Here is a 17,257-nt window from a genome sequence, read left to right as displayed (position 1 = left end):
CGTGTAATTCGATAAAATTTGTGGAATTAGAATTAATAAAATATGGCATTTAGTTTTTTCAGCAGGAATAGTGGCGACAAGGCATGGGACGTAAAAAGCCTGCGCGATGCTTTGTTGCGTTATATTAAAGAAGCCCTACAAAAGGTAGAGGGCGGCGAAGCCGGCCATATTAAGGAATTGCAGTTATATATAGCCGCCAATGCCGAGGATAAACATATTTATGAAGGCGCGGTGTATGTACACGATAAAGAAAAATTCAGGCACGAGATTCAACGGATTGCGGATGATTATGCCCTTGATTTGCCTGCCGACTGGTCTGTTGAAGTGATCTTTACCGATGAATTACCGGTTGATGTTAACAAGATTCCCGAGTTGGATGCCGCTTTTACTATGCTTACACAAAGGCAGGTGATGCACAATGCCTCATCGGCAGTGGCTTATATCCGTATTTTGAATGGACAGGCCGAGCAGGATGAGTACATAATTAAAGCCACAGATGGTAAGATCAATATCGGCAGAGATAAAAAGTCAGTTACCGAGAATGGGTCATTCCGTATAAATAAAATCATTTTCCCGCCGGATAGCAACGACGAAAGCAATAAGTTTATCAGCAGGCAACATGCCCATATCGAGTGGAACAAAGAGGACGAGCGCTTTATGATCTATGCCGATGAAGGCGGTGTACCGCCGCGCAATAAAACCAAGATTCATATTGCTGCCGATGAAAAAATGATCAAACTCAATTCAACCCAGATAGGACACCCCATGAATGAAGGTGATCAGGTGATTTTAGGCGAATCGGCCGTGTTTTTGTTTAGTGTGAAGGCCGAAGGATAATTTTTCACCTGCCAGGTAGTTTTAAAACTATGATCAAAAAGATATTACTACTCACCCTGATAATAGCAAGAGTTGGTTTTGCACAGGCTCAAACAGCTGATGAGGTATACAACACCTATATTGATTTTAACGAAGCCAAAATGAATGCCGATGCCACCCGGCAAATGACGCTGGCCGAAAAGATATTGCCGGATACTGCCAAGCTTAGCCCTAAAGTACGCGTTAGTTTTTATAATTCGTTGGCTAAGCTTTACGAAGACGATAGCCAGAGCGTCAACGCCATCAAATACTATAAAATGGTATCAGCAGCCCAACCCGATTATTATGTGGCTCACCGGGCTTTAGGTTACCTGTACATTAAGGATATTTCGGGCAAGCAAGCCGTGGTTGACGCAAACTACATCCAGAAAGCCAAACTGGCCCTGCCACACCTCGAAAAAGCACAGGCCTGCGACCCGGACGATAATACCCTCGCCATTATCAAAGTACTCTACAAAAATTTAAGAGACGAAGCCGGGCTGAACAGCCTACCCGCGCGACTGGAAAAGCTAAAGAAAAACTGCGTGGATCTGCTGAGTGATCAGTAGACGATGTGCAGATATGCAGATTTCAGATGTGCAAATGATTTAAATCAATTTTAACCATATGTTGAGAGCTACTTCGTCTAAAAAAACGAAAATGAGAATCTTCAGATCAAGAATATATATCCATCATCTGCACATCTGAAATCTGCATATCTGCACATCCGGTCTTACTTCTGCCTAAAGCTGTCGCCAATAAATTCCAGGGCGTCAACAATTCCTGTGCGCCAGTATGTCCAGGTGTGGGCACCGTCGCGGATGCGGAATTCATGGGGTACTTTCTTTTCCATAAGTGCGATGTGAAGGAGCGAGTTGCCTTTGCTTAGCGCGTCGTCGTCGCCGCAATCAATCCAGTAGCGCACATCATTAAGGTCGTCGGTTGTTTTACTTTGGACAAGGCCCAAAACCGAATTGGCTTTCCAGGTGTCGTTCAATCTTTCTGCACCTTTCAAATTCGGGCCGAAGACTTTGCTATAGACTTCTGCCCAGCGGGCGTCGGTTACACCTGCAAAATCTTCATCGGTACGGATACCGGCGCTTAAGGCCGCCGCTGCCACAAACATATCAGGGTGTTTTAAACTATACACCATGGTACCAAAGCCACCCATCGAAAGGCCGGCAACGCCACGGTATTGTTTGGTTGTTTTGGTGCGATATTCTTTCTCGATAGTTGGAATAAACTCCTTGAAAAAGAAATCCTCATAGTTTCGTTTGCCGTCATAGGAGTTGATGTAAAACGTGGTCTGCGCATCCGGCATTACGATAATCATCGGGGGAATCTTGCCTTCGGCAATCGCTTTGTCGGCGTAACGGTTTACCTCGCCAAACTGTAGCCAGCCGGTTTGGTCATCACCATAACCATGCAGCAAGTAAACTACGGGGTAGGTACGGTTTGATGTTTCGTAATCGGCCGGCAGGTAAATGGCGTATTTTACATTATGCCTTAATATATCGCTCTTCACGTTTTGCTCTTCTATCACTTTGCCCACAGGAATGTTCTGCGCAAAAAGAGCGAAGGGAGAGAGGAATAGGAGGATTAAAATAAATCTTTTCATTTTTGGTATCGAGTAGTTAGTATCAAGTATCAAGACGGATGAGCAGATTATAGATTTCAATATGCAGATGTTTTCAGTTGTTCAATATCATCTGCACACCTGAAATTTGCACATCTGTTAATTATCAATTATCCACGGTTCTTCGCCGACTAAGGCTATTTTGTTGGTTTGTTTGTCAATTTTAAATGTCCAGGTGAGGTATTCGTTTTTGTCGTTTTTAATATCGCTGCAAGTAAAAAAGTAGTACACTTTAAAGCTGCATTTGAATGCGCCTGTTAAAGTTTGCTTGTTAAAATCAGTATCGCTAATGATGAACTCCCTTACCTCTGGCGAGCCTCCATCATCATAATAGTACGAGGCCAGACTTTGGCAAAAGGTTGTATAGGTTTCTTGATCTGTAAATAAGCTATCCAAAAACTGTTGAATAGAAATTTGATTCTCTATCAGTTTTGATAAGTCATTTGCAAGAACTGGTAACTCAAAATCTCTCACCATATCTGAAATCTATCCCCTATTGCCAATGTGTTAGTCTTACTACTTGATACTAACTACTTACTACTAATATCTATTTCTGCCTAAAACTATCGCCCATAAAAATAAGCGCATTGGTAATGCCGGTCCGCCAGTAGGTCCAGTTGTGGGCACCGTCGCGTACACGGAACTCGTGGGGTACTTTCTTTTCCATCAGGGCAATATGCATCAGCGAATTGCCTTTGCTTAAGCCATCATCGTCGCCACAGTCAATCCAATATCTTACTTTGTCTAAATCGTCTGCCGTTTTACTTTGAATCAACCCTAAAACAGAGTTTGCCTCCCATGCTTTGCTCAATCTATCTTTGCCTTTCAACCCGCGACCGTACAGCTGACCAAAAACACGCTCATAATTATCATCGGGCATACCAATCAGGTCTTCATCCGGAAACACGGCCGCGCTCAAGGCCGCCGCCGCCGAAAACAACTGCGGGTATTTAATAGCATATATCATGGTGCCATAACCGCCCATAGATAAGCCGGCTACGCCACGGTAAAGCTTTTCGGTTTTGGCTCTGTAAGCCTGTTCAATGTGCGGGATAAACTCTTTAATAAAAAAATCTTCATATTTTTCTTTGCCATCGTAGGAGTTAATGTACCAGCTTGAGTCGGCATTCGGCATTACAATAATCATTGGGGGGATGGTGCCTTCGGCGATAGCCTTATCGGCATAGCGGTTAATCTCGCCAAATTGCAGCCAGCCGGTATTGTCATCGGTGTAACCATGTAAAAGGTAAACAACCGGGTAGGTGCGGTTGGCTGTTTCATAGTCGGCCGGCAAGTAAATGGTGTACTTTACGGTGCGCTTTAAGGCTTTACTTTTAACGGTTTGCTCCTCAATTACTTTACCCTGCTGGGCAAAGGTGGTACTTGCGCTTAGTAAAAAGCAAAATAGCAGGCATTTTTTTAAAATGTTCATCCCTATAAATGGTTTAGTTTTCGGTAGCTATTAAAAAGTAAGTGGTTTACCTTGCTGCGGATAAATTAAATTTAACTGCAGTTTGTTTTCCAACTTTAACTCGGTTTTTATTTTGACGATGCTATTCGCAGGCGGCTTTAAATGGGTAACCACAATATCAAGTCCTTTAATAGCGTCGGTACCGGTAAGCGCGGCAAGCTTGTCCATTTCAACCATTAACCAATGCGGGGTAAGGTGACCAAAAAGTGTTTTATCCGGCTGTTCGTCCGGAAAGGAAACCTCAATCATGATGGCTTTTAGCTGTTTGGTTTTTATCAACGGCGCAATGGCCTGCCACAGGTTTTGCAGGTTGGTGCTTTTTTCAATGGCATCGGCACCGGTATCACCAAGATATAAAGCATAAGCATTGGCACTATGTATCAGGAAAGCGGTACTGGTTAAGTTAGAGTGACTCAACGGGAACGCCTGCACCTTCATATCGGTATTTGCAATAGCTGTTTCGGTACCCGGGGTAAGCGGTTGATAACGAAATTTCTTTAATGCCGGGGCTTCGCCCTGATCGGCAAAGTTGGCCCAGCTTGCCCAGGTAAAGTAATGGGTTTTCAGGGTCTCTAAAGTGCTTTGTAGTCCATATATGTTTTTGGTACTATCATCGGGCGAATTGATGATCAAGCCAGCAAGATGATCAAGATGGGCATGCGATATAAAATAACCTTTTATGTACTGGCGCAACACTTTTTCGGTAGGTACACCAAACGCTTTATTCTCAATAGCCTTTTTGATACCCGCATGCAAGGTGCCGGCATCAAGGCAAATATAGTTGTTTGTACCATTAGCAGCCAGCATATAGGCTGATAGGTTACTTTCATCAATGCCACCCAGTACACCTAAAGGTACCAACCTGAAAGCCGGCTTATTTGTAACCTGTGCCGATGAAAAAAACGGCAATAGCCAAACTAAAACAATAATTATTGAGGTGTATTTACGGGTCATTACAGGTAGTTTTTCAAATGCCATGTGGGCAAATGTTCCACCACTAAATTAATGATATAGCTGTTAATTTAGCAAAATAAATAAGTTTTAAAAGTGGTACCTGTTGGTGAGGCAGTTTTCGCAAAAGAACTTTTTTATGGGGAGCCAAAACAGGAAAGTTTTAAGGAGTATACCTCTTCGGCGACGGGTATCTAAAATTTGCTTGCACTTTTTGCACCTGTACACCGGGCGTGGGGCATTCTTAACAATTTGCATTACTTTATCAGGGGTATCTGTAAGCTCCAAATCTATATAAAATGCTTGAAGGTTAAGGCTTGGGAGTAATTTTTTTGTTACAAATTCATTCAGTCTTCATTTTTTCAGCGGCCTTTTTATTGCTCTCGTAATCGCCACCAAGCAGGTAACCCCAGGGTTTAAGGCTTTCTATTCTGTCGAAGATGATCTTGAAGATGGCAATAACCGGTATGGATAAAAACATGCCCGAAAGCCCCCATATCATTTCGCCAAGTATAATACCAATAAAAGAGATCAGTGCGTTAAGCCGCACTTTTGAACCCACTATGGTTGGCAGCAAAAAGTTGGCATCAACCGCGTGTATAGATATTACGCTGATAACTACGGTAATTGTTTTGCTGATATTACCCGTAGCAAAGGTGATGATGGTGCTCAGAAGCAGAGCCGAAAAGATGCCGATGTAAGGGATAATGTTAAACAAACCAACTATAATACCCAATAAAACCGCGTATTTAATACCGATAAGCCAGAAAACAGTAATAGCAACGCTGGCCACGATAACCATCTCTAACAAAAGCCCAAGAATATATTGCCTTAATATCGATTGAATGTTTTCTACAATATCCATCACCACATCGTGGTTCTCATCCCTGAAAACCCAGATGATAAAGCGGATTAACAGGCGACGGTATAATAAGATGAAAAAAGTAAAGATCATGATGAATACGTAAAAGATCATCAATGATGATACCGCGCCAAAGGTAGTACTAACCACATCTGTGCCCGATTCCATGATCTTTTTAGATGCATCCTGTACATATTTTAACTGGTTATCGGCATTGATATGAAAGGCAGATTGTACCCACTCCTGCAGATCGTGCAGCGACTGCGCTACCTGTTTTTTCAACATAGGCCAGTCATTGGCCAGGTTTGAAATTTGTGATCCTACCAGGTACAAAATTCCGCCGATTAGCCCTACCAACAGCAGGATAGATGCAAGCGACGACATGCTCCGCGGCAACTTCAATCTTTTCTCTAAAAAATTGGAAACAGGAAGCAATAAAATGGCAAAGATGAACCCGAAGATAAGCGGATCAAGAATGTCTTTACCTACAATAATAAGATAACCAAGGGCCAGGAAACCAATAAGTGTTAATGCAAGTCGTTCGTAAAAAGGTGCTATTAGTTTTTTTGTTGGCATATGGTAGGGGATTTATCCTTTTTGTTTGATGGATAACGTTTAGTGAAATCAGATGTTTGAAGATACGAAATTTAGTTTGCACTTATCAGTTTACGGTTAGCAGTAAAGGAGGAGGCTGTAGCAGACAGTTGCAAGGGTTATAAGAATGAAAAACTTACAAACTGCCTATTGTTAACAGGGCAAACGCATTTAATTGGGTTAACATAACTTAACATATTTTAGATATTTATTTTATAAAAATCTAATAATCAATGATTTGTATTTTAGCAAGGTTAACACTAAACTGATGTATCGTGCAATTTAGGCGCATCCAAATATTGGTGTGCTCTATTAGATGGAAGCTGTAAAGGTTCCTAAATAAAAGCTAAACAACAGCAAAGCCATCCTGTTTAATGGATGGCTTTGTTATCATCATCTGTTTTAAATCTACTTAAAATCGGTTGCAATCCAGCTTGCCAAATTACCTTCCTTGTTAATCTCTATTATCTTTTCAACATCAGGGTCGGTTTGGTGGGTTGGTTCCACGTTGTATTTGGCTATCATGGCCCTTAAGGCAACCAGATTGGCTGTGTTCCTGTCAAAATCAGTTTTATGCTGCAAGGCAAATTTTGCAAATTGCGATGTATAGGTAAACATCAACTCGGGATTTTGATCACAAAGAACATCTACCGATTTATTAACCACTACCTTAACATTGTGTGAACCCTGCACCCAGGCTAATATGAATAAGCGGGCTGCCTGCCTTTTTTCGCGTTTATCTTTCCAGCCGGTTTGCTGTAGCCAATCGGCAGTGCTGATAACCTGTGGTTCGTACATTTCAAAATCAGCATCGGTTTGTAAAACGTAATGCATCGGTACATCGTATTTTTGCGCTTTGGCGGTAAAGCTAAAAGCCATTGTTGCAAGTATTAGTATAAGTAGTTGTTTCATATTGTTTTTAAAGGGTTAATTATTGTAAACCGGCCTGGTAGTTCAGGAGGTCTTTCTTTATTTCAAAGTTACGTTTGGATACAGCAGATATATAGGCGCTAACACCGGCATTGAAAATGCCTATAGCCGCGTTATCGTATTTAGGCTCGTAGTAATAGATCCATTTCGACAACAGGTATTTATCAAGTGCTTGAAACTCCTCATCAATCATATAGCTACGGGTTTCCTCATCGGCAATAACCGCTTCAATTCTCGGCTTTAGCTCACGTTCATACCGATAAACCTGGTTAACTGTGCGGTTAATGTTTTCAACCGTCATGGTGTTATAAACGTTGCTAAAAACCGACATGGTTTTATTGTACAGTTCATAATCCTGGTTGGCATCAGCTTGATAATGCAGCAGTTTGCGGTATTTAGCAATAAGCATTTCGCTTTCCTGCTCAGTTTTACAAGCGTTATAAAAATATATAAATATGTTTCTATCCAAAGTTTCCTGCTGTTTCACTGCCTCATGCCGTTCCTGGTCTATCAATCCCCTAATGAAGCCGGCTTCGGCTGTTTTGTATTTATTGCCTTTATAATCAAATGTTTTTACGTCTTTCCGGGTACTAATCAAAGTATCCAAAATGGCCATATCCTGCTGCATCCTTTCAATCATTTTGGGCAGGCCGCAATTCGCATCGGTAAATAATTCATCAAAAACAGGCTTCACATTTTTCGACTCTGTTATCGCCTCATCTATATCAAACGAGGTTATTGTGCGCTCGTCATAATAGCCTTTGTAAAGCCCGTTAAAAGAGTTTTCGTTAACCGCTTTGTAAAAATCGGCCTTAAAATCGTCAAGATTAATAACGGAAAAATCGGGGTTTAGTTTTGCAGTTGAGTAAACATCATTGGTTAACTGTGTTTGCAGCTCACCGGCATTGCTAAATAACAACCAGGCCGGTTGGGTAACCGTGGGTGCATCAAGGTTGATGATTTTTAAAGCCGCTTCACGATCTTCGTTTGACGGGTGCGATGACCATTGATCGTTAATGATGATCTGGCTGGTGCTGTTCACCTGCAATTCATCGGTAATAATGGGCAAACAGGTATCATCAACCTGGATATTATGCTGATTTGCAAAATGCCTGATCATTTCCAGTTGCTGCGGATAAAAATTACCAGACCGTTGGTTATCACCAAACTTACGGTTCCAGTAATTGAGCAAACCGGAATAACAAAGCTGCCCAATTTCGATCCGTTTTAACGAGGAGATCATTTGGTTTGAGCCGCTTACATAAGCTGCCGTGGCATCGGCATGAAACTCCATTTCGCGTGATAGGGCCAGGTAAGTTTTATTGACGATCACGTAAATTTTTCTGAGGATAAACTGCATCCCCTCAATAATCTTGATATTAATCCAGGCAATAGCCCTGAATATGTTGTGGATACGGGCAAAGCCGTTGATGAGTTTGCCGTACCCTTCATTATCATAAAGCATGTTATAAATAACCCTGTTAAGGTTATAAACATAACTGCCAAACTTCATGCTTCGCTGCGAAAAATGACCAAACTCATGCGCCATCACTGCCTTAAACTCCGATATATTAACCGAGTTAACCAAACCTAAGCCAATTTTGAGGTTCTTTTTAACAGGAAAAAACATGCTCCAAAAGCTGGAATCATAAAATACGCCCGCGTTTACATCGGCAGATATAAAGATCTTTTTGGGGAAGGGGGCACCTGATTCGGTAGTTAGCTGCCGGATAAAGTTAAAAAGGTGAGGTTGTTCTTCTTCGGTAACTTCCATCATATCCGAGTGATCGGTAGGATTACTTTTAAAAAGAAATTTGATCACAAAGAAAACCAGTATAAATGCAGCGCCAATAAATGCGGCCCCGGCAATCAACCCCATAAATGAGGATAAGCCCGATACAATGCCAATGCCCAGGTAAACAAAAGCAATGGCAATAGCCACAGCCGCTACCAGCAATACCAAGTAGGTGATCAAAAAAAGAAAAATAGCGCCTATAGATCTGTAAACCTGTTTGTTAAATGATTTTGAAGGCCTGATGATCTTTTTATCGGCCCCGGCAGGCATCGGGGGGAATGAAAAGGCGGTATTGTTCATCTATTTTGGGATGGTAAATGCGTCGATAATATCCATTAATACCACTGCCTCCTCAATAGAGCAGGGGTTTGGTCCTTCATTTTTGAAGTAAGTCACAATCTTTTCAATCATTGGTTGCTGAATGTGCTGCGGATGCTGAAAGGTGATGGTTTCCTCTTCAGTATCGGTTTTCCAGCTTACATAATTGCCAAAAAACGGGAAGGTGAGCTTACCTTTGGTACCTATGATCTCGCAGGTATCGGTAGTAAGGCTTTCGGCTACGTTGAAGCACCAGGAGCCGTTAACAACCACCTTGTTTTTAAACAGGATCTCGCCGCAAACATGATCATCGGCAGGGGTAGCCGCCGATTGATTTAATGAGAACCCATGATACCTTTCGGGCTCTCCAAAAAAATAAAGCATCAGGTCTAACTGGTGCGGGGCAAGGTCATGAAAATAACCCCCTCCCGAAAATTCAGGCTGTACACGCCAGTTAGTTGCGGTATCTGCTATCAGCATTGGTTTGCGGCTTTGCCACATCCTGATCTGTACGGTACGTACATCGCCAACAGTTTGTTTATCCAACAGTTCTTTAACCTTCAAAAACATGGGTACTGCGCGGCGGTAATGTGCAACGGTAAGTTTGGCATTGCTTTGTTTTACCGCATTGGCCATTGCGCGCGCCTCGGCGGCATTGCGGGTTACCGGTTTTTCTACATATACATTAAAGCCTTTTTCAAGCGCGTTTAAAGCATAGTCGAGGTGCGATGACGGGGGCGTGGCAATATAAACGGCATTAATGCCGGCATCGCTCATCATTTCATTGGCATCGCTGTACCATTTGTTTACCTGGTGGCGCCGCGCATAATCTTCGGCTTTGGCCGCGTCGCGCCGCATTACGGCCACAAGATCGCTATCTGCCACTTTTTTAAATGCCGGTCCGCTTTTAACTTCCGTTACATTGCCGCAACCGATAATTCCCCATTTTATCATAAAGCAAGCCCATTTGCCCCTCTAAATCTCCCCTGAAGGGGAGACTTTTAAGAGATTTTATTGTTAATTTTTTTAATCCTGTTTAAATTTCTTTCAAAAATATTTTTATACCCTTGCATAAGCACATATACACCCGTCATTGAGTTTTAAAATCCGCGGACACTGAAGGAAAGCATAACGTAAACCGGGCGCAGAAGACTCACCCGGCTACGCTTCGCTGGCCACCCTCTCTTCACCTGCGGTGGAAAGAGGGGCTTGAAAATTTAATACCTTTTATCTGTATAAAATATCCACTGTTCAAACCCCTCTTTCCGGCGAAGCCGAAGAGAGGGTGGCGGGCATAGCCTCGCCGGGTGAGTCTTCTGCGACATGCAATCTACGTCATTTCCACTTTCTGAGTCCGCCGGATTTTAAAACTCGCAATGGCGATCTTTTTATTTATTTCTAAACAGGCTCTTAATCCGGTTAATCAAACCCTGTAAATTCCCCCTTCAGGGGGTTAGGGGGCTAATATCACTTCTATCTGTGCCAGTTCATCGGCAGAGAAAACAATATTGTCCAGCGCTTTCAATGAATCTGCCAGTTGCTCGGCACGACTTGCGCCTATCAGCACCGATGTTACACGTTTATCTTTTAACAACCAGGCCAGCGCCATTTGGGCTAATGACTGGCCGCGTAGCAGTGCTAAATCGTTAAGGCTTTTAATCTGGCTTAACCTGGCCGCGGTTAGGTGGCTGGTTTGCAAAAATCCGGTAGGCCTGGCCGCCCTTGAATCTTCGGGAATGCCATGCAGGTATTTATTGGTGAGCATGCCTTGCGCCAATGGCGAAAAGGGGATACAACCTACACCTTCGTTTTCCAAAACATCCAGCAAACCACCTTCAACCCAACGTTCAAACATAGAGTATTTGGGCTGATGAATAAGGCATGGCGTGCCTAATTCCTTTAATATTTTGATGGCTTTCTCTGCCTTATCGGCGGGGTAATTGGATATGCCGGCATACAAAGCCTTTCCCTGGCGAACAATAAGGTCAAGTGCGTTCATGGTTTCCTCCAGCGGTGTTTCCGGATCGGGTCGGTGGTGGTAAAATATATCCACATAATCCAGCTGCATGCGTTTTAAACTCTGATCAAGGCTGGATACCAGGTATTTTTTTGAACCCCAGTCGCCATAAGGGCCATCCCACATGGTATAGCCGGCTTTGGTGCTGATGATCAGCTCATCGCGGTAGCCACGGAAATCTTCTTTTAAAATACGACCAAAATTATCTTCGGCCGAACCAGGCGGCGGCCCGTAATTGTTGGCCAGGTCAAAATGTGTAATACCGCTATCAAAAGCCAGGTGCAAAATTTTTCGGTAATTTTCGGTAACATCAACACCACCGAAGTTGTGCCATAAACCCAAAGAAATTTCGGGCAATTTAATGCCGCTATTACCGCAGCGGCGGTATCGCATTTTTTTATATCTATCGGCAGATGGTATATAGGTCATATGTTAAAAAGGTAAGATTCAGTGTTTTTGATGCCCGTAAAAATAGAATTTTAATCAGAATTTTTTGTGGGAATCAGAATTAACGGAATGTTTAATCTTCGTCGTCATTGCGAGTTTTAAAATCCGGAGACTTTGAAGGTTGGAATAACGTACCAAAAGCAGGGGTTTGCGCGAATCCCCTCTTGAGAGGGGCGGAGGGGTGTGTTGTGCGTGCGATAGAACGCGGGCCAGACACACCCCTGCCATCGCTCATTCCAGCGCGCCCCCTCTCAAGAGGGGATTTAAAAAGCGACCGTTTTTTACAAAACGTTATGGGTAGGAGGAACGATGAAGCAATCCCCAACTTACAGGGCGAATATGCATAGTCGGGGATTGCTTCGTACCTCGCAATGACGTTTTGTACTTTACACAAACAATGGCTTTGAACGCTGGCTAAGACTCACCCGGCGAGGCTGCGCCCGCCACCCTCTCTTCACCTGCGGTGGAAAGAGGGTTTTAATAGTTAATCAATTGATTACAAGTAATATATATGTACAAGAAATCTTCAAACCCCTCTTTCCGGCGAAGCCGAAGAGGGAGGGTGCCGCGCGTAGCGCTGGCGGGTGAGTCTTCGCCGCCATGCTATCTGCGTCATTCCACCTTCACAGTCCGCAGATTTTAATACTCGCAATGACGCGGGGTATTCAAACAACCTCCGCAACCACAAAAGTACTTCCCCCCACAAAAACGAGGTCGCTTTCGCCTGCATTAGTTTGTGCAGCCAGCAATGCCTCGTTTACAGATGCATAAGCTTCTCCCTGCAAATTAAAGCCTTCGGCTTGCAGCTTTAGGCTTTCAGCATCTAAACCTCGTGGAATATTGGGTTTGCAAAAGTAATAGGTGGCATCCGTGGGCAACATCCCAAGTACTTTCGTAATATCTTTATCATTTACCATGCCTATCACCATGTGCAGGTGCGTATAATTGACTGCCTCAATGTTTTTTAATACTTCCTGTATGCCATCGGGATTGTGACCGGTATCGCAAATGGTAAGCGGGTGTTGACTCAGTGTTTCCCAGCGGCCGTGTAATCCGGTTAGCGTTTTCACCTGTGCCAGGGCGCTCCTGATATCATCATCGCTGATATTGAAGCCCTGCTTGCGTAATTCCTCAACAGCCGTTAAAACCGTTTTTACATTTTTAAGCTGATAGGAGCCGGTTAGGTCGAGTTGTAGGTTTTGGGTCGGGAAGTCGGGAAGTCGGGAAGTCGGGAAGTCCGAAAGCGCGGAAGTGGCGGGAGTTTTTCGTTTTAAGCTTATGTCTAATAATCCATCAACATTTTCACTTTCGGACTTTCCGACTTTCGGACTTTCGGACTCAAATAACTCGGACGCGAAAACAAGATTGGTACCCACTTGTGCCGCTTTATCAATAAATACCTGCGCCGTTTCCAATTGATTCTCGCCAATAATTACCGGGATGCCGTGTTTAATGATTCCCGCCTTTTCGCCGGCAATGAGTGGCAATGTACCGCCCAGTAGGTTCATATGGTCCCAGCCAATATTGGTGACGATGGATAGCAGTGGAGTGATGATATTTGTAGAATCTAACCGACCGCCTAAACCTACTTCTATGATGGCGATATCGACCTGTTCTTTGGCAAAAATGTCAAAAGCCAAGCCAACGGTCATTTCAAAAAAGGAGGGAGCTATTTCATCAAAATCGGTAAGGTGGGCAGCAACAAAATCAATCACCGTTTGCTCGCTGATCATTTGCCCGTTAATGCGGATGCGTTCCCTGAAATCTTTAAGGTGAGGTGAAGTATACAAGCCCGTTTTATAACCGGCTGTTTGCAAAATGGCCGCTAACATATGCGATGTTGATCCTTTTCCGTTAGTACCGCCAACATGCACACTTTTAAACTTATCCTGCGGATTGTGCAGGCGTTTACAAAGCTCAATGGTATTGTCAAGATTAGCCTTATATGCCGAAGCCCCATCCCGGGTAAACATAGGCAGTTGGGTGTATAGGTATTGGATGGTTTCCTGGTAGTTCATGGTTCATAGATCATAGTTCATGGCAAGCACACCTGAGCCATGAATCATTTGTGATGCAAATGTAGTATTGAGGAATAGATTTGATTAAATCTTATTGTAATATTTGGTACACAATCCGCAAAACGGCTATGAACCATTAACCATGATCTATGAACCAAAGATCAATTTACTTTAAACACAAATACCACCGTACCAATTTGGGTATCGGGCGCGGTATCTAAAGAACTGATCTTGGCGTTCTTTACAGCGTTTTCACATTTTTCGATTAGACTATAGTCAGATATCGTGGTGCCACGGGTGGCTTTGGCGTAAACTACGTTACCGGCTTTATCTACATGGATCTCTACTACTATTTTACCTGTAAAGCGATTGCCATCGTCAATGCTGGGTTTGCTTACAAAGTTACGTTGCGATAGGTTTAAGCTACCGCCGTTACCAGATCCTGTACCGTTATAGTTATTAGTAAGGGTCGATCCGTTGGGTTTACCCTGGTTGCCCGGTGTTGATCCTGTTCCGTCGCCTTCGCCGGTACCTGTGGTGGCTTTGCCTTTGTAAAGCGCGTTTTGGTTTACGGTAGGTTTTGGCGCGGCCTTGGTTGGTTGTGTGGTTGCTACTGCCGTTGTCGGCTTTTTGGTAGGTGCTGCAACTTCAGGCGCGTCCTCTGTATTTTGAGTAACTACAGCTTTTTCACTGCTTTCGGGCATTGGCTTATCTTCAGTAGGGGTAGCTGGTGTAACTTTAGTTGGTTTTACGTGATTGGCTTTTTCGGCTACCGAAGGCTCTTCGGTGCTCATATAGTCGTTACCCATGCCTTCATCAACAGTACCGTAATTCACCAATATACCGCCGGTACCTTCCTGCTCTTTAGGCGGATTTTTAAATACGATAAAATAACATGCCGCTATCAGTACAGCCATAATAATGCCTGTTGCCAAAAACGCCTTCGGATAGTTATTTTCTTCCCTGTATTCCATTTGTTCAGTATCAAGTATTTAGTATCAAGTATCAAGACTTTTGATGGGTTAGTATTGGTTGTAAGTATTTTCGATTTTTAAGTCTCCTTAAAAAATCTTGATACTTGATACTAACTACTTGCTACTATTACTTTGGTTCCGTTGCCAAAACCAGTTTAATGTTTAATTTTTGTGCTATATCCAATACCTGTACCACATCCTGTATGGCCACTGTTTTATCAACAGATAAAACTATGGTAAGTTCGCTTGCTAATGACTTATAGGTTGATAGCTGGTTCATCAACTGATCAACCGGTACTTCCTTTTTATCAACAGTATACTTTAAATCTTTGGTGATAGATACATTGATGGTTTTTTTAGATATCGACTGCCCGCTTGATGATTTTGGCAATACCAGCTTCACCACGTTGGGGTTGGTTACTGTAGATGCGATCAGGAAAAACAAAAGCAGGAAGAACATGATATCGTTCATAGCCGATGTATGGATCTCGGCCGATGCACTTTTATGTCTTTTTCTTAAATTCATTTGCTTGGCTCCTCTAACAGGTCAATAAATTCAATGGCATCAGTCTCCAGTTTAAGGATCACTTTATCAACCATCATATTTAAAATGTGGTAGCAAACATAAGCTACTATACCTACCAATAAACCGGCGGCGGATGTTACCATTTTTACATATAAACCACCAGATATAACACCCATGCTGATGTTATCGGTTTTTGATATGTCATAAAATATCTTGATTACACCAAAAATAGTACCCAGGAAACCAAACATCGGCGCTATACCGGCTACGATACCTAATATACCAATGTTTTTTTCAAGTTTGGATACTTCAAGCTTGCCAATGTTTTCAATGGCGCCTTCAATATCTTTAATTGGGCGACCGATACGTAATAAACCTTTTTGCAGCATGCGGCCCAGCGGGGTGTTGCTGTTACGGCAAATAGCAATGGCCGATTCTAAATTGCCGGAGTGGATACTTGCCCGTACCTGTACCATCAGGTTCGACTCGTTGCGAGAAGCTTTGCGGATGGTAAAGTAGCGTTCAAAAAATATAACAAGACCTAATACGGCTAATATACCTATAGGAATCATTACCCAGCCACCTTTAATAATCAGGTCGCCGAAGCGTAATTCTTCTGCCGGGGCTGTTAATTGTGTGGCTGCGTGATTTGCTGTATCTACTAAGTGCTTTGCTGTATCAGTTACCTGTTGTACGAATAATAAAGTCATTTCTGAATATTAGGAAGTTGTTGAGAATATGAATCTGTGGCTATTTTCTTCAAACCAATTAATTTATTTTTTTCGGCTTCAGCATCGGCAGACGATGCAAAACTGCCAATTATAACCTTAACGCGTTGCCCGGTTCCCGCACCGGTTAATGTTCTTGCTTCAATGCCTCGTCCTTTTAGTTCTTTGATAAAGATTTCGGCCTGCGGCAATTTTCTAAACGATCCCGCAAAAATAACAAAAACGGGTTTAGCTACGGTATCTACAGGTGGCGCAACCGCCGCTGTTGTTTTATTTAACGCCGAATCGGGCCTGGAAATTGCCTTGATGCTGTCAATAGGTTTCGTGGCCTTTTTCAGGCTGTCGGTATCATGTTTAGCTACCGGGGGCGTATTTGTTTCGGTGGGCAACTGCATTTCCTGGCCGTTGCTTTTATTTAAGTGAAGTAACTCGGGTTTAAATTTGTAAACAGTAAATAGCGCCGAACCTAAAATAATGATCACAATGAGCACAATTGCCCAGATGCTTAACCCGCGACGCTCTTCTGGTTCGTCCTCAAAGTATTCTTCGGGTTGCTCGGCTGCCGGGGTATAGGTCCTGATGGGAGGTGGTAATGGCAATGGTTCTGTTGAGGTTTCCGGTTCTGAAACTTCAACAGGAACTACTACTGGCGTTGAAACTACAGGCGGGGTATCATTGGCAACAACCTCGGGCTCGGCAGTTTGATTTAGTTTTTTTATGTTGATGGGCTCGTAACCCCAAAATTCAGCATTATCAGTATTGCTTACTTTTGATTTAAAGCTGATTTTGCCTTTATCCATAAAAAACCACCCTAAATCTGCAAAGGGGACTTCCTGTAAGGACGCTTCCTGCCTAAGGGCCGAGATATATTTATCGGTAAAGTATTTGGATGAAGCCAGCGAGATCTTCTTTTTATCGGCAATATACTGGGTTAGGGTATCATCGCCTTCAACAGCTTGCGGTTCAAACTGTATTTTGTAACCGGGCGGATAAAACTTACGTTCCGCATCATTATACCAGGCGTTTACCCGTACATGCGCAAAATAGCCAAGACCAGGCACGCTTATTTGCCCGTGCTGACTTAACAGTTCGCTTAAGTAATTGGCTATATCCATTCGTTAAAAATACGGTAATT

Annotated in this window: 16 protein-coding genes; 2 read left to right on the top strand and 14 right to left on the bottom strand. The window is 43.1% G+C overall.

Going from position 1 to position 17,257, the window contains the following annotated elements; genetic code table 11:
- The first annotated feature begins 42 nt into the window (after positions 1 to 42).
- Together FHS10_RS11985 and FHS10_RS11980 are read left to right on the top strand one after the other, a co-directional pair.
- Positions 43 to 837, top strand: coding sequence for an FHA domain-containing protein (locus FHS10_RS11985; RefSeq protein WP_259090817.1), 795 nt, complete (start codon positions 43 to 45; stop codon positions 835 to 837).
- 29 nt (positions 838 to 866) lie between these two features.
- Positions 867 to 1,424 (top strand): hypothetical protein, encoded by a 558-nt coding sequence (locus tag FHS10_RS11980; protein WP_259090816.1) that lies wholly within the window; start codon positions 867 to 869, stop codon positions 1,422 to 1,424.
- A 164-nt stretch (positions 1,425 to 1,588) separates the two neighbouring features.
- On the opposite strand, the gene FHS10_RS11975 is transcribed toward FHS10_RS11980, so the two are convergent.
- From FHS10_RS11975 to FHS10_RS11910, 14 genes are all read right to left on the bottom strand, one after another.
- The gene (locus FHS10_RS11975; RefSeq protein ID WP_259090815.1) at positions 1,589 to 2,473 is read right to left on the bottom strand and encodes an alpha/beta hydrolase; all 885 of its coding nucleotides are present in this window, start codon (positions 2,471 to 2,473) and stop codon (positions 1,589 to 1,591) included.
- 117 nt (positions 2,474 to 2,590) lie between these two features.
- The gene (locus tag FHS10_RS11970) at positions 2,591 to 2,968 is read right to left on the bottom strand and encodes a hypothetical protein (protein WP_259090814.1); all 378 of its coding nucleotides are present in this window, start codon (positions 2,966 to 2,968) and stop codon (positions 2,591 to 2,593) included.
- Positions 2,969 to 3,038: 70 nt separating this feature from the next.
- A complete protein-coding gene (locus FHS10_RS11965) occupies positions 3,039 to 3,923 on the bottom strand; it encodes an alpha/beta hydrolase (RefSeq protein WP_259090812.1) in 885 nt (294 codons plus the stop codon).
- Between the two features lie 30 nt (positions 3,924 to 3,953).
- Complete coding sequence (locus tag FHS10_RS11960) at positions 3,954 to 4,940, bottom strand: MBL fold metallo-hydrolase (RefSeq protein ID WP_259090810.1); 987 nt, start codon at positions 4,938 to 4,940, stop codon at positions 3,954 to 3,956.
- 316 nt (positions 4,941 to 5,256) lie between these two features.
- Positions 5,257 to 6,351, bottom strand: coding sequence for an AI-2E family transporter (locus FHS10_RS11955; RefSeq protein WP_259090809.1), 1,095 nt, complete (start codon positions 6,349 to 6,351; stop codon positions 5,257 to 5,259).
- 426 nt (positions 6,352 to 6,777) lie between these two features.
- On the bottom strand, positions 6,778 to 7,281 hold the full coding sequence (locus tag FHS10_RS11950; protein WP_259090807.1) for a hypothetical protein: 504 nt from the start codon (positions 7,279 to 7,281) through the stop codon (positions 6,778 to 6,780).
- A 19-nt stretch (positions 7,282 to 7,300) separates the two neighbouring features.
- Positions 7,301 to 9,394: a M48 family metalloprotease gene (locus FHS10_RS11945; RefSeq protein WP_259090805.1), complete on the bottom strand. Its 2,094-nt coding sequence runs from the start codon at positions 9,392 to 9,394 to the stop codon at positions 7,301 to 7,303.
- Positions 9,395 to 10,366, bottom strand: coding sequence for a Gfo/Idh/MocA family protein (locus FHS10_RS11940; RefSeq protein WP_259090804.1), 972 nt, complete (start codon positions 10,364 to 10,366; stop codon positions 9,395 to 9,397).
- A 499-nt stretch (positions 10,367 to 10,865) separates the two neighbouring features.
- Positions 10,866 to 11,858 (bottom strand): L-glyceraldehyde 3-phosphate reductase, encoded by a 993-nt coding sequence (mgrA, locus tag FHS10_RS11935; RefSeq protein ID WP_259090803.1) that lies wholly within the window; start codon positions 11,856 to 11,858, stop codon positions 10,866 to 10,868.
- 683 nt (positions 11,859 to 12,541) lie between these two features.
- Positions 12,542 to 13,894, bottom strand: coding sequence for a bifunctional folylpolyglutamate synthase/dihydrofolate synthase (locus tag FHS10_RS11930; RefSeq protein ID WP_259090800.1), 1,353 nt, complete (start codon positions 13,892 to 13,894; stop codon positions 12,542 to 12,544).
- A gap of 161 nt (positions 13,895 to 14,055) precedes the next feature.
- Positions 14,056 to 14,868, bottom strand: coding sequence for an energy transducer TonB (locus FHS10_RS11925; protein WP_259090798.1), 813 nt, complete (start codon positions 14,866 to 14,868; stop codon positions 14,056 to 14,058).
- A gap of 127 nt (positions 14,869 to 14,995) precedes the next feature.
- Positions 14,996 to 15,394: an ExbD/TolR family protein gene (locus FHS10_RS11920; protein WP_259090796.1), complete on the bottom strand. Its 399-nt coding sequence runs from the start codon at positions 15,392 to 15,394 to the stop codon at positions 14,996 to 14,998.
- On the bottom strand, positions 15,391 to 16,104 hold the full coding sequence (locus FHS10_RS11915) for a MotA/TolQ/ExbB proton channel family protein (protein ID WP_259090795.1): 714 nt from the start codon (positions 16,102 to 16,104) through the stop codon (positions 15,391 to 15,393). The genes FHS10_RS11920 and FHS10_RS11915 overlap by 4 nt, the downstream gene beginning before the upstream one ends.
- Entirely contained in the window at positions 16,101 to 17,237 is a 1,137-nt protein-coding gene (locus FHS10_RS11910) for an HU domain-containing protein (RefSeq protein WP_259090793.1), read from the bottom strand. Before FHS10_RS11910 ends, FHS10_RS11915 begins: the two co-directional genes overlap by 4 nt.
- Positions 17,238 to 17,257 lie beyond the last annotated feature (20 nt).

The sequence above is a fragment of the Mucilaginibacter dorajii genome (assembly GCF_024808255.1).
Lineage (GTDB): Bacteria > Bacteroidota > Bacteroidia > Sphingobacteriales > Sphingobacteriaceae > Mucilaginibacter > Mucilaginibacter dorajii.
This window is presented reverse-complemented; position numbering and strand designations above follow the sequence as displayed.